Source organism: Sulfurospirillum arcachonense DSM 9755, from assembly GCF_000597725.1.
Classification (GTDB): Bacteria; Campylobacterota; Campylobacteria; order Campylobacterales; family Sulfurospirillaceae; genus Sulfurospirillum_A; species Sulfurospirillum_A arcachonense.
In genome coordinates this window covers 26,306-40,518 of the sequence record NZ_JFBL01000009.1, presented here as the reverse complement: position 1 = coordinate 40,518, position 14,213 = coordinate 26,306, and the positions used below count along the sequence as shown (strand labels likewise).

Below are 14,213 nucleotides of genomic sequence, written 5' to 3'. Positions count from 1 at the left end.
ATAACTTCCTAGTACCTTTTTTGATACCATGAGTCATCAATAGCAATAAATTTTTTGACAACTTTTAACTTTAAATGGTCCTCAATAGATTGGGTTCCAAGTCGAATATACTTTATTTTATTGAGATTTAGATGTACTTTAACTTTAAAAATTTCTGGATTTATTTCTATATCTTCTCTCAATTCTATGATATACTCACCAGGTTTTTTATCAAAAACATGATGACTTCTGTTTATCAAAGTATCTTCATACTTATCATTTATATAAATATTAAATCTTTTATGTCTCCATATCTTATTATGTGGTCTATACACAACAATAGCACCTTTCCCACTTTTTAAATTTATTTGTGCAGGACTTGGAGATGAAGAATTGCAACCAACAAAACCTAATACTAAAAAAACACTTACTACTAAAATTTTAAATATTTGCATATAACTACCCCTTTTTTAGTTTATTATATAACATTTTAAACTGTGGCAATGAAGATATAATTGAGCCAGAAACAATAAAAAAACATGCCAGCCAAATTGAACTAGATGGCTTGGAAAATCCTAAAACTATAAGAAGCAATGTTGATAAAAGAGGTATAGAATAAGACAAAGTTCCTAAAAACTGAATGTCTCCATTTTTTACCCCATAATCCCAAACAAAAAATGCTCCACCAACAGGTCCTAACCCTAAAGCTAAAATCGCTATTAATTCCATAAAATTAGGTATGACTGTTATTTCGAAAATTAAATGACAAGCTAACGAAAGAACAGCAGTAAGCCCGCAAAATCCTCCAACTGCACTTGTTGGTACTTTACCTAAAAGACGTGATAGCACTGAATACGAAGCCCAAATAACCGCACAAATAAAAGCATATATATACCCTTTTAAGTATTGAACTTCAAAGTTAAAACTACCACCTTTACTTACTAAAAAAACAACGCCTATAAGACCTAAAGTAACTCCTATAATATGATACCATTTTAACTTCTCATTTGGCAAAAAAGAGCTCACTAAAACTATAAAAAGTGGCCATAAATAATTGATAAGATTAGCTTCAATAGCTGGTGCATTTTGAATAGCTAAAAAATAAAAAAATTGATACCCTAAAAGACCAGATACCCCTACTATCCAAACTTTAAGTGGCCATGTTATATGAACTAGTACTCCTTTACCTTCTTTTTTCCACAAAATAACTCCAATCAAAAAGGCTACAAAAAAGGACATTGAAGTAAGCTCAAATGGTGGTATATTTTTAGCTAGGACACTAAAGCTTGCTAATGTTGCCCAAAGTAAAATTGCAACAATACCAAATAAATTTCCACGTTGCATATAGCCTCCAAATCTGCTAAAATTAAAAGAAATAGGAATTAAATTGAATAAAAAAATATCATTAATTATTATAGCATTATTTGCAAATATACTTTTTGCTAATGAAGCTACCGATGCTTTCAATACTGCAAAAATATATGAGCAAAATGGTGATTTAAAAAAAGCCATGCTATTTTATAAAAAAGCTGCGTTTTTAGCTATTGAGCCAAAAATAATAACACCTCAAACAAAACAGCCTACTATTGTAAAATATGGTAAAAATGAAATTGATAGTTATGGCGATAAAGAAACGGATGAGACAGTAAAGCAAATAATATTTTCTGCATTTGATATAGAAGCATATAAATTAAATTATCTCCTTCCTGTTACTTACAACTATACAGACCATGAAGGAAGAGAAAATTTTGAAACAAAATTCCAACTGAGCTTTAAAAAGAACCTCGCTACCAATCTTTTAGGAATGGATGAGAAACTTTACCTTGCATATACTCAAACTTCTTGGTGGCAAACATCTCAAACATCATCCCCATTTAGAGAGACCAATTATGAACCCGAATTGTTTATGATTTTCCCTTACAAAAATGCCAAAACTGCCCTTAAAGCCTATAAAATTGGCTTGGTTCATCAGTCTAATGGACAAGATAGTATAAAATCTCGTTCTTGGAATAGAGTTTACTTAACTGGTATCTTTCAATACAGTGGTATATTCTTTGAACCTCGTGCTTGGTATAGATTTGAAGAAAGTGAAAAAACAAATACCCATGATGGTGATGACAATCCAGATATTCATAACTTCCTTGGATATGGAGATTTAAAAGTATCTTATCCCTATAAAAAACATCTCTTTTCAGTGCTTCTTAGAAATAATCTAAGATTTGATGATGAGAATAAGGGTGCCATTCAATTTGACTGGACTTTTCCTATTCCTTGGATAAATGATGCTTATGGTTATGTTCAAATCTTTAGTGGGTATGGTGAAAGTTTGATTGATTATGACAAGTCAAATGATAGGATTGGTTTAGGTTTTAGCCTAACTAGATAAAATCTAAGCATAAAAAAAGGGGAAGCTAGTTTGACTAGCTTCCCCTTTATATTATTAGTTACTTATTATTAGTATCTAGGAGCACGTCTTGGACGCTCTTCTCTAGGTCTAGCTTCATTAACTCTTAAAGTTCTACCATCAATTTCTTTTTCATTTAATGCTTCAATTGCTGCAGCAGCTTCTGTATCATTAGCCATTTCTACAAAACCAAAACCTTTTGATCTTCCAGTCTCTCTATCATTTATAACTCTTGCACTAGCAACTTCGCCGAATTCTGAAAATAGCTCTACTAATCTGCTATCGTCTGTTTGGTAAGAAACATTACCTACGTAAATATTCATTTACTTTCTCCTTAAATTTTCAAAACCAATGATAATCACCACACAAAAAATGCTTAACGATACAAAGGAATTTCTAAGTGTTGATTATATCATAAAAATTATGCTTTTTGTATTTTTATGGGTAAAATACGACTTGTGAATTATTTTATGTAACAAAAAGGGACACTAGTGCTTGCTTTAACTATGACATTAGGATTAAAGATTTTACCGCTTTATATAACTATATTTTTAGGTTATATCATGGTACATTTTTTTCAAGCTAGACGAGAGGGTATGGCTTCTTTACTAATTTATATTATAGGACCTGTTGTCATTTTTATGGCAGCATATAAAGTACATCTCAATCTTGCTGTTATAACCCTACCTATACTTCTTTTTATTCTCAGTAGTGCCTTAGCTATATCTACACTTATTTTTGGAAAACATATATTTCAAGACAATACAAAAAATATTTTAGCTTTTTCTGCAGGTACTGGTAATACTGGTTACTTTGGTATTCCATTGGCTATTATGCTTTTAAGTGAAGACTTGGCTAACATCTATATTTTTGCTGTTTTAGGCTCTTTTATTTATGGAAGTACCGTTGGCTTTTTTATTGTAGCAAAAGGCAACTATAGTATCAAACAAAGTCTTATGAAAGTTGCAAAACTTCCTTCTATTTATGCTCTAAGTTTAGGCTTACTTTGTAATATTTTTGAACTAGAATTAAGCCACGATTTAGTAAATTATCTTAATTATTTTAAAGGAGCGTATGCAATTTTAGGTATGATGATGATTGGTATGGGATTACAAGGTTTATCACAAATAAAAATTGATACTGTATTTATGGGATATGCTTTTGGCATAAAATTTATAATTTATCCGCTTATCACTCTTTTAATTATTTGGCTTGATGCAACATTTTTTAATTTTTTCACTACCGATTTGTATAAAGTTATGTTCATTTATGCCATTGTACCAATGGCCGCAAATACTGTAACAATGGCCTCTTTATTAAATGTTCATCCACAAAAAGCATCATTGGCTGTTATTATCAGTAATATTTTCTCTATATTTACTATTCCATTTATGATTGCTTGGTTTATGCCTTAAGATACTTTTTGAGGCGTTCTATGCCTTCTCTCATATGAGTAATATCTCTTGTATAAGCAAACCGAAGATATTGCTCTGTGTGGTTTGAGCCAAAATCAACCCCTGGAGTAGTTGCAACGTGAATATTTTCCAAAAGCTCTTTTGCAAACTCAAAACTATCATCTGTATACTTTGAAACATTTGCCCAAAGATAAAAAGCACCCTGCGGTTTTGCATCTATCTCAAATACTTGGCCAAGTTCAGTAAACAGATAATCACGTCTTTTTTTAAACTCCTCTTTTACCTCTTCTAAATGTTTTTTATCAAAAGCTTCAAGTGCCCCATATTGACTTAAAGTTGGTGCAGATATAAAAAGGTTTTGCGCTATTTTTTCTGCAGCTCTTACTTTCTCTTTTGGCACTATTATCCAACCCAGACGACTTCCAGGCATACAAAAAAACTTTGAAAATCCGTTTATTACATATACGTTTGAGCTATACTCCAAAGCACAATGTGCATCACTTTCATAAGTAAGACCATGATAAAGCTCATCAGAGATAAAAGATACATTCTGTTTATCACAATACTCTATAATCTCTTTTAAATTCTCACTCTCATATATATTGCCTGTAGGATTTGCTGGAGATGAGATTTGTACGGCATCAAGTGTATGCTGTTTTAAATCCTTTACATGTAACTGGTATTTATCCTCTTTGCCAATAGGCATAAAAACTGGTTTTATATCCATCATATGTGCAAAGTTTTTATAACAAGGATACGATGGATCGGAAAGACCAAGAGAAGAAGCGTGTTTTAAAGTAAGCCCATAAGCAATCAAAAATGCCCCACTCGTTCCAGGTGTTAAAAATATCTGAGAAGGCTCAACTTTGACCTTATAAGTATCATGATAATGTTTAGCAATCTTTTCTCTTAACTCATACAAACCATGACTCTCTGTATAAGAAAACCTATCTTCATCGATAGCTACATGTAAAGCTTTTTTCACGCGAGTTGAAGGAGGAAGATCTGGCTGTCCTATTTCAAAATGTATACTATCTTCGTACTTTTTAGCCTCTCTTACTATATCCATTACAATAAAAGAAGTCATATTTTGTGAGCGCATGAATGTTCCTGATTTTTTTTAGATACAATTATTATATCAAAAAGAGGATCGCTGTAAGATGCAAAAAAAACTCTATAGTCTTAATGACATAGGCAAATTACTCACATATATTCCGCCTATCTTTCTTCTTCTACTTGCTACTATTTTTGTAATAACTTCTTATTTTATCACGCAGTATAAACAAAAAAGCGACATTCAACTTTTAAATCAAAAACAAAAATTTATAAATCAAAATATTTTAGATGAGTATATAAGTTCTATTAACAAAACAATAAAAATGCAACTTGCACAAAGCGACCAAGAATTAAAAAAAAGTGTGCATACTCTTAAAGGTATCCAAATTGGTTTTTCTAGTGATTACAAAAAGATACAAAACCATATAAAAAATATTGAACAAAAAAATAATATAAACTTTGTTGTTTTTGATAAAGAGTTTCATATATACCATGGACTTAATACACTTACAAATATCCAACAACTTATCTTTAATCACAAAAACAATAAAAACTATCTTGATTTAACACTTCTTTATATCATCTCTCAAGGGGAAAACTCTTCTTTGTCATGGAAAGATGATTTTCGCAACACAATACAATTGAGTTATTTTGAAAAAAGTATTGATGGTAATTATATGATAGGAGCATTCTCTTCACTTGATAGTCAAGAAAATCTTCTCATAAAATCTTATTTAAGTTCTATTAGGAAACATAAAAAAGACTCTCATGAACCTTATTTTTGGTTGTATGATTATGCAAAAAAAAATGTATTTAATTTAAACAATCAAAAAAAATGGCAAATTATAAATAGTATAAATAAAGAGAGTATTTATCAAGATTTTGAAAAGTATCAACTATATATAGGTATAGCTCCAAATAAACAAGCACTCATGCAAAATATAAAAAAAATTAAAATGCAGTACAAAAACAAACATCTTTTTAATGTTTTTATTATTGTAATATTTACCATGATACTCGTTTCATTTACTATAATTTTCTCCTCTTTTATAAAAAATATTTTCTCTTCCTATAACAGAAGATTTGCAAGTAAAAATAGACAATTAAAACGGCTAAAACAAAGATATGAATTAGCCGTTATTGCTTCAAATGATGGACTTTGGGATACAAATTTTAAAACAGGTACCACATTTTTTTCAAAAAAATGGCTTGACATTTTGGGATATAAAACAGGAGAAATAACTACTTATAAACAGTGGCTCAATCTCTTACATGCAAAGGATAGAAAAAATATTGAAGAGATGATACAGCTACATGTAAAGGATAAAAAAGAGAATCATCTCATCTGTGAATACAGACTAAAAACTAAAGATGGCTCTTTTAAATGGATGCTAGCTCGAGGTAAAATCTTTATGGATACAGAAGGAAATGCGGAAAGACTTTTAATGATGAGTATGGATATAGATGCAAAAAAGGAAGCTACAAAACATTTAAAAGCATTGGTTAAAAAAGAAGTTGCAAAAAATGAAGAAAAACAAAAACTTCTTATCCAACAAAATAAACTAGCCGCAATGGGAGAGATGATAGGCTCAATTGCACATCAATGGAGACAACCTCTTAATAACATCTCTTTAATTATTCATTTTATTAGAGATAATATAAATAATAAAAATTTTAAAGAAGAACAATTAAATACTTTTGTAAACAAAGCAAAAGAGCAAATAACTTATATGTCTGAGACAATTGATGATTTTAGAGATTTTTATAAACCTTCAAAAAATATAGAACTGTTTGATATCAAAATAGCCATCACTTCTACAATAAATATTATGCAAACACAACTTGAAAAAAACAGTATTCATGTAAAAATATCAGGAACATCTTTAGCTATATATGGCTATGAAAATGAATTTAAACAAGCTATTTTAAATATCATTTCCAATGCAAAAGATGCCATAGTAAGCCAAAAAGAAAAAAATCCTTCACTACTTGGGGAAATACTCATTAATATTTTCAAACAAGATAATAAAAACATAATAACTATTTCTAACAATGGTGCAGAAGCAAGCCAAGAAGTACTTGAACGCATGTTTGAGCCTTATTACACTACAAAATTTGAGAACCAAGGTACAGGCATTGGTTTATACATGACTAAAACCATTATAGAAACGAATATGAAGGGTACTATAAATGCTAAAAATTCCAATGGTGGAGTCATTTTTACGCTAGTAATTTAGATATAATAATTTTACAAAAAATTTAGGTTGATAAAATATGTTACAATTTTTCACAAAAGTCCTTTTAGTAGAAGATGAATCTGTTGCTAGAGAAATACTAAGTTTTTATTTAAACACTATTTTTGATGAAGTTATAGTAGCAAAAGATGGTATTGAAGGTTTAAATATATATAAAGATTCTTTTTCTTCAAACAAAAGAATAGACCTCGTTTTAACCGATATAAAAATGCCTAATATGGATGGCATAGAAATGCTAGAAAATATATATAAAATCAATCAAAATCAAAAATTCATCATAGTATCTGCTTATAAAGATGAAGAAAAACTTCTAAAATCTATTGATTTAAAAGTACTTTCATACTTCCTAAAACCCTTAAATATAGACAATGTCATGAAATTACTCATAAAAGCAAAAGATGAAGTCCTTGAAGATAAAAGAAAAGATGAAGGCATTATAAAACTAAATTCTATTTATACTTATAATGTGCCAAATAAACTACTTTATGAGAATCATTCGTTGGTCAAACTTTCAAAAAAAGAGACCCAGGCTTTAGAAACTTTAATCCAAAATAGAGGGAAAATCACCGACACCTCTACTTTAAAAAAACAGATATGGGGTGATGTAGTAACTTTAGATAGTACATTTAGAACTGTAATGAAACGACTCAAAGATAAAATAAAAGTGCAGGATTTTATTGTATCAAGAAAAGGTCAAGGTTACATAATCGAGTAAAAAAGTTACATACTAAAATATAAATCTACTTTTAACAAACTTTTTTGAAACTTTATTGAAACTTTATTTTATAATCATTCTAAGACTAAATACAAGGAGTGAATATGAAAACAACTAGTTTGTTAAAAAAAGTTTTAGTTACTTCAGCTCTCTCAGCTGCACTAATATCAGGTGTAAATGCTGCAAGTAAAGAAAAGAAATATATAATTGCTACTGCAAGTACTGGTGGTACTTTTTACCCTGTTGGCGTTGGTATTGCGACTATTGCTAGTCTAAAACTTGCAAAGAAAAATAAAATAACATTTTCAGCTATAACATCTGCTGGGAGTGGTGAAAATGTTGATATGATTGATAAAGGTGAAGTTGACTTTGCTATTTTACAAGGACTTTTTGGATCTATGGCATGGCAAGGTAAAGCTAAATATGAAGGAAAACCTAGAAAAAACCTTCGCTCAGTAAGTATGCTATGGGAAAATGTGGAACAGTTTGTTGTATATAACAAAGTTTCAAAAACTGGAAATATTAAAGATATGAAAGATTTATACGGAAAAAAATTCTCCATAGGTAAGAGAAATTCTGGTACAAGAGTATCCGGTGAAACTATTTTAAGTGCTTTAGATATAGATTTTTCAAAAATGGATTTACAATTTTTAGGATATGGACCAAGTGCTACTGCTATGCAAGATGGAAAAGTTGATGGTATGAATATCCCATCAGGAACTCCAACAAGTGCCATCACAAATGCCTATGCAACAATTGGTGCAAAAAACATAAGACATTTAGAATTTACAGATGAGGACATTAAAAAAATTCAAGCTGCATATCCAGTTTGGACGAGATTTATAATCCCAAAAGAGACTTATCCAGGTCAAGACAAAGCTATCAATACTATAGCTCAACCAAACCTACTTGTAGTTACTAAAGATACTCCTGATGAAACAGTTTATCTGCTAACAAAGACTATGTATGAAAACCTTCCTTTTTTAAATACTGTTCATAAAGCAACAAAAGCTATGAGCCTTAAAAAAGCAATTTCTGGCTTACCAGTACCTCTTCATCCAGGTGCTGCAAAGTACTATAAAGAACAAGGTATAGAAATCCCAGCAAGACTAATAGCTAAATAACTTATATCGGACTATCAATCATCAGATAAACTCTTTTTTATCTGATGGTTTTGATAGTTTTATAAGCTATTACATAAATTCCCAATACCTTATAAAACTACCAAAATAGGCAGGCAATATTATGTTAAAAATCAGTAACGAAAGTATGGAAAAATTTATTTTTATCTATGCTATAGCAATTTCTATTTTTCATTTTTATATAAACATAAGAGGAGGTTTGAGTGACTTATGGTTTAATGCTGCTCACTTTTCTCTTTTAGCATCTTTAGGCTTTTTAACTTTTAGATTTTCAAAAAAATCAGATGCAGAATACATCTCTATTATAGATATCATTTTAGCTATTTTAGCTATAGTTCCTTTTGTTTATATGATAGGATTTGAAGAGTCTTTGTACCAAGTAGCAAATGGAACTATGAGATTTTGGGATTTAGTTGTTGCTGTGATTACAATAATTTTATCTATTGAGATTACAAGAAGAACAACGGGTTTAATTATCCCCTTTATAATGCTTACATGTATAGGATATATTTTATACTTTGGCAAACTTTTAACAGGTGTATTTGCTTTTGCAGGAATGACTCCAGAGAGATTTCTTTATAGAATTTACTTTACAGGAGAAGGTCTTTTTGGCTCAATCGCTACTATATCTTCTACGTATGTTTTTATGTTTATCCTCTTTGCTGCATTTTTACTTAAAAGTGGTGCTGGCGATTTTATAGTAGATTTATCAAGTGCTGTTACCTCTAGATTTAAAGGGGGAGCAGGACATGTAGCTGTATTTTCTTCTGCTCTTATGGGGACCATTTCAGGAAGTGCTGTTGCTAATACTGTATCAACTGGTTCTATTACCATTCCTATGATGAAAAGAAATGGCTTTAAACCTATCTTTGCTGCAGGAGTTGAAACAGCCGCCTCAACTGGTGGCCAAATAATGCCTCCAATTATGGGTGCGGGTGCTTTTATCATGGCACAAATCACCCAAATTCCTTTTGTTACTATAATTTTAGTTTCTATTCTTCCAGCAATACTCTATTTTTCTTCGATAGCTTTTTACATACATATTCATGCGAAAAAAAATAATATAGAAGTACAAAAAAGTGATGTCGCTTTATTTAAAACATTAAGAGAAGGTTTTCACTTTTTGATTCCACTCTCAACACTCATTGGATTACTTGTATATGGATTTACACCTACATATGCTGCAGGTATCTCAATAGTAGCTATTATTGCTGCTTCTCATTTAACAAAACACAAAAAAATGGGTATAAAACAAATACTTGAAGCATTAGCTCTTGGTGCACAAAATATGATTGTCACTGGTGTTTTACTTGTTGGTGTTGGTATTGTTGTTGGTGCTATTAATATCTCTGGAATTGGTATAACTTTTTCACAACTCATCATGGAGTGGTCACAAAACCAACTTATTATTGCATTTGTTTTAATTGCTATTGCTTCTTTAGTCTTAGGAATGGGTCTTCCTGTAACTGCTTCTTATGTCGTCCTTGCAGTACTTTGTGCTCCAGCACTCGTAGGTCTTATGCTTTCTCCAGAGATGGCAGCTCTTGCATCTGCAGGAGTTATTTTACCAGAAGTTACAAAATATCTTCTTGCTGCACACCTCATAATCTTTTGGTTATCTCAAGACTCAAATTTAACACCTCCTGTTTGTTTAGCAGCATTTGCAGCAGCTGCAATTGCAGGAACACATCCTATGAAAACAGGACTTCAATCTTGGATTTTAGGGAAAGGCCTTTACATAGTTCCTCTTCTTTTTGCTTTTTCACCTCTTATTACTGGGGATTGGCTGCAAAGATTTGAGGTATTTGGTTTTAGTATGCTTGGTTTTTTAGCTTTTACTATAATTGTTGAAGGATTTTGGGATAGAAAACTCTTTCTTTGGGAACGCTTAATATTTGCTCTTAGTAGTTTACTTTTACTCTCTCAAGATACACTGTTTAATTTAGAAAGTTATTTTGAAATAGTACCAAATACTCATATATTAGGATTTATACTATTTACATGTATAATGAGCTTTCATAAATTAAAAGGAGCTCTTCCATGCAATCAATTAAAAACAAACTAGAAAAAAATGGTTTTGAAGTGATTATTGTAGATACAAAAGACGAAGCTTTACATGTAGCTAAAAATTTTGTTAAAAAAGATATGAAAATTGGACTTGGTGGTTCTACTACAGTTTTAGAAACTGGACTTTTAGAATATCTTGTTAATTTAAAAAATATAACTTTATTTAATCAGTATGAATCTGGTATTGATATGGCTGAAAATCTTAAGCGTAGACGTGAAGGAATTTTAAGTGATTTATATGTCACTGGATGTAATGCCATTACTAGAAATGGTGAACTTGTAAATGCCGATGGTAGTGGAAATCGAGTAGCTGCTCAAATATTTGGTCCTAAAAAAGTACTTTTACTGGTAGGTAAAAATAAAATAGTAGATACTCTAAAGGATGGCTTTAAAAGAATCAAAGAAGTTGCAAGTGTTAAAAATATAAATAGAATGAATAAAAAAGCCTTGGAACTAGGTAAAGAGCCTAAATATAATCTAGACAATATTGGCAATAAATTTGCTTATATAAATGCAGATGAACCAGGAAGAACAACTATTGTTCTCATCAACGAAGAATTAGGCTATTAAAAATAAAAAGGGTAAGAACATTACCCTTTGTTTTCTTTACTTTCTTTCTAATCGCTCCACTAACATATCATTTAAAGTTTTAAATACTATTTTACTATTTTCTTCTATACTTTGAAAACTATTGAGTAATTTATCTTTTTCTTCTAATAAGTTAGTTTGGGAATCTTTAAGATATGTCATAGATAAAAGCACTTTATCATGAAGATTTTTATGTGGTAATGCAAAATCTATATACCCTTTTGTATCTCCAAAAATTTCTTTACCTTCACCTTCATACCATTTTCCTATCCTACAACTCGTATGATCTGCAAATACTTTCTCTTTATCATCTGAATATATAGCACTATACGCATTTGATTTATAAATAGCATGATCGATTTTTGCCAATGTTATAAAGACGGTTGAGCTAATATTTCCAATACCTTTTGATGATTTATCAGCATGTTCTAAAAGATCATTGAATGTTGTACCTAAAACACCCATAGTTTGACTAGACTCATCTGCATCTTCTTTCATTTGTTCAGCACTTTGAGCTATGTCATAAGTCTCTTTTTGTAAAAGATTAATCGATACTTCTATCTCTGCTGTTGCTTTTTGTGTTGTCTCTGCAAGCTTTCGTACCTCTTCTGCAACTACTGCAAAACCACGCCCATGTTCACCTGCACGTGCTGCTTCAATAGCTGCATTCAGTGCAAGTAGATTTGTTTTATCTGCTATATCATTAATAATACTCACTACATTAGAAATCTCTTCAATTCTATGAGTCAATTCTTGGATACTACCCTCATTTTGTGTTACAATCTCTATAAGAGAACTTATTTTATCAATAGTTACTTGTATATTTGCATAACTTCCTCTAGCTTCTTTTGCAGATGTTTCCCCTTCAATTGCCATTTCCTTGAGTTGAGTAACTATAGACACTAAATCATTTTGTACTGTAACAAAATCATTTGATGAGCCAGCAACTTCCGCTAACTTTGCATTTAAAGTGTTTCTCGAAACATTTGCATGTGTTGCTTTCATAGTTTCAACAGCTTTATTCACCATTTTTACTTGTTCTTTAAATTCACCATGCATATCTTTATGTAAAATTTTACGATCAAAATTTTCATTTGAAGCCGCAAGAATAGTCTCTTTTGTCTCTTTTGTCACTAATTCAAAGTTATCTAAAAGTGAATTCATATTTGAACAAAGTAGTTTTAACTCTCCGCCCTCTTTCAAATTAACAATACGACCATTTAATTTTCCATGCTCACTATCTTTTACAATAGCTGCTATAGTATGTATAGTTGCTTGTGCTTTTCTAATGTTAATAAACATAAACCATGCTAATGCAAAATTTAAAAAATTTATAATCTGTATCCAATGAAAACCATTTGATATTACCTCTAAAGTAAATGCAATAGTAAATGCTGCTAAAGAAATTATATTTGCATATTGTACTTTAGATAACGAGGAACTTTTTTGAACAACAGAAGCTAAATTGGACATATACTACCTTTTCAAATTGTATTATTTATTTAATAATAAGATAAAACTCTTTATTATTGAAAGTGTTTTTTTAAATTCCATTATTCTACTACAAAAATTACATAAAAACAATATTTTCAATAATTATTGATTTAAACTTCATGTCAATTTTGTTCTATTCATTTATTTGAATTTATAATATAATCTATTTTCAATAATAAAGGTTATCTATGCAAAACAAAAAACTATTTTTTTTCTTACTTACTTTGGCTATGCTAGGCTGGGGAGCCTCTTGGGTTAACGTAAAAGTTTTAAGTCTCTATATTAATGAATATCAGATGATGTTTTTAAGATTTGCTATAACATCAATTACCATTGCCCCAGTAATTCTCTATCTAAGAAAATCTTTCCAACTCGATAAAAAAACTGCTCTACTTGTACTATTAGCTTCCATAACAAACATATTTTATATGAAATACTTTTTTTTAGGAACAAAATTTGGAACAGCTGGGCTTGGTGGAGCATTTGTTACGACACTTATTCCTATTAATACCTTTATTATAATGGCACTTTTTTTCAAAAGGAAAACAACAACAAAAGACTTATTAGCTTTACTTTTAGGTGCTTTTGGAGTTTTAATGATACTAGGAGTTTGGACACTAGATATTTCTCAAGTGCTTACAAAATATAACTTATATTTTATTCTAGCCTCTCTTCTTTGGCCAGTACTTACTATCATAAGTTCAAAAGCTACTAATATTTCTCCCTTAGTTTTTATTTTTTACATGTATCTTTGTACGACCATACTCTCTGGTATATTTTTTATTGATTTCTCTTTTGTACAACACATAAAATATGACAATATATTTTGGTTAAATATTTTATCTATTTCGATTGTAGGAACTACTTTTGCAACCTCTATTTATTTTATTGGTATTGAAAGACTAGGAACAAATGAAGTAAGCTCTTTTATATTTTTAGTGCCATTTTTTGCTATAGGGCTAAGCATAGTGTTTTTAAAAGAATCCCTAAATGCTCATGTTGTTATAGGAACCATCATGACTATCATTGCTGTTTCATTATTAAACAATATCAAAATGCCACATTATAAGAGAAAAAAACAAAATACCCCTTAAGAGA

General features: G+C 30.2%; 13 protein-coding genes. 8 read left to right on the top strand and 5 right to left on the bottom strand.

Annotation, left to right across the window (positions count from 1 at the left end):
• Nucleotides 1–8: 8 nt before the first annotated feature.
• Complete coding sequence (locus K354_RS0108270) at nucleotides 9–434, bottom strand: DUF2846 domain-containing protein (protein WP_024955035.1); 426 nt, start codon at nucleotides 432–434, stop codon at nucleotides 9–11.
• Nucleotides 435–438: 4 nt separating this feature from the next.
• The gene (gene yddG / locus K354_RS0108265; RefSeq protein ID WP_024955034.1) at nucleotides 439–1,323 is read right to left on the bottom strand and encodes an aromatic amino acid exporter YddG; all 885 of its coding nucleotides are present in this window, start codon (nucleotides 1,321–1,323) and stop codon (nucleotides 439–441) included.
• Nucleotides 1,324–1,366: 43 nt separating this feature from the next.
• Here yddG and K354_RS0108260 point away from each other — a divergent pair, with 43 nt between their 5' ends.
• Entirely contained in the window at nucleotides 1,367–2,365 is a 999-nt protein-coding gene (locus K354_RS0108260) for a phospholipase A (protein ID WP_024955033.1), read from the top strand.
• Between the two features lie 68 nt (nucleotides 2,366–2,433).
• Here the strand turns inward: K354_RS0108260 and K354_RS0108255 are convergent, their stop codons facing one another.
• The gene (locus tag K354_RS0108255) at nucleotides 2,434–2,706 is read right to left on the bottom strand and encodes an RNA recognition motif domain-containing protein (protein ID WP_024955032.1); all 273 of its coding nucleotides are present in this window, start codon (nucleotides 2,704–2,706) and stop codon (nucleotides 2,434–2,436) included.
• 168 nt (nucleotides 2,707–2,874) lie between these two features.
• Here K354_RS0108255 and K354_RS0108250 point away from each other — a divergent pair, with 168 nt between their 5' ends.
• Nucleotides 2,875–3,798 (top strand): AEC family transporter, encoded by a 924-nt coding sequence (locus K354_RS0108250; RefSeq protein ID WP_024955031.1) that lies wholly within the window; start codon nucleotides 2,875–2,877, stop codon nucleotides 3,796–3,798.
• Here the strand turns inward: K354_RS0108250 and K354_RS0108245 are convergent.
• A complete protein-coding gene (locus tag K354_RS0108245) occupies nucleotides 3,788–4,900 on the bottom strand; it encodes an aminotransferase class I/II-fold pyridoxal phosphate-dependent enzyme (protein ID WP_024955030.1) in 1,113 nt (370 codons plus the stop codon). The two genes, K354_RS0108250 and K354_RS0108245, sit on opposite strands and share 11 nt — an antisense overlap.
• A gap of 58 nt (nucleotides 4,901–4,958) precedes the next feature.
• On the opposite strand from K354_RS0108245, the gene K354_RS14695 reads away from it, so the two are divergent.
• From K354_RS14695 to K354_RS0108220, 5 genes are all read left to right on the top strand, one after another.
• Nucleotides 4,959–7,091, top strand: a complete 2,133-nt coding sequence (locus K354_RS14695; RefSeq protein WP_024955029.1) for a sensor histidine kinase — start codon at nucleotides 4,959–4,961, stop codon at nucleotides 7,089–7,091.
• A 37-nt stretch (nucleotides 7,092–7,128) separates the two neighbouring features.
• Nucleotides 7,129–7,824 (top strand): response regulator, encoded by a 696-nt coding sequence (locus K354_RS0108235; protein WP_024955028.1) that lies wholly within the window; start codon nucleotides 7,129–7,131, stop codon nucleotides 7,822–7,824.
• A gap of 104 nt (nucleotides 7,825–7,928) precedes the next feature.
• A complete protein-coding gene (locus K354_RS0108230; protein ID WP_024955027.1) occupies nucleotides 7,929–8,948 on the top strand; it encodes a TAXI family TRAP transporter solute-binding subunit in 1,020 nt (339 codons plus the stop codon).
• Between the two features lie 121 nt (nucleotides 8,949–9,069).
• Nucleotides 9,070–11,031: a TRAP transporter permease gene (locus K354_RS0108225; RefSeq protein WP_024955026.1), complete on the top strand. Its 1,962-nt coding sequence runs from the start codon at nucleotides 9,070–9,072 to the stop codon at nucleotides 11,029–11,031.
• A complete protein-coding gene (locus K354_RS0108220; RefSeq protein WP_024955025.1) occupies nucleotides 11,007–11,603 on the top strand; it encodes a lactate utilization protein in 597 nt (198 codons plus the stop codon). The genes K354_RS0108225 and K354_RS0108220 overlap by 25 nt, the downstream gene beginning before the upstream one ends.
• A gap of 36 nt (nucleotides 11,604–11,639) precedes the next feature.
• On the opposite strand, the gene K354_RS15345 is transcribed toward K354_RS0108220, so the two are convergent.
• Nucleotides 11,640–13,094 (bottom strand): methyl-accepting chemotaxis protein, encoded by a 1,455-nt coding sequence (locus K354_RS15345; protein WP_024955024.1) that lies wholly within the window; start codon nucleotides 13,092–13,094, stop codon nucleotides 11,640–11,642.
• 209 nt (nucleotides 13,095–13,303) lie between these two features.
• Between K354_RS15345 and K354_RS0108210 the strand changes: the two genes are divergently transcribed.
• Nucleotides 13,304–14,209 (top strand): DMT family transporter, encoded by a 906-nt coding sequence (locus K354_RS0108210; RefSeq protein WP_024955023.1) that lies wholly within the window; start codon nucleotides 13,304–13,306, stop codon nucleotides 14,207–14,209.
• Nucleotides 14,210–14,213 lie beyond the last annotated feature (4 nt).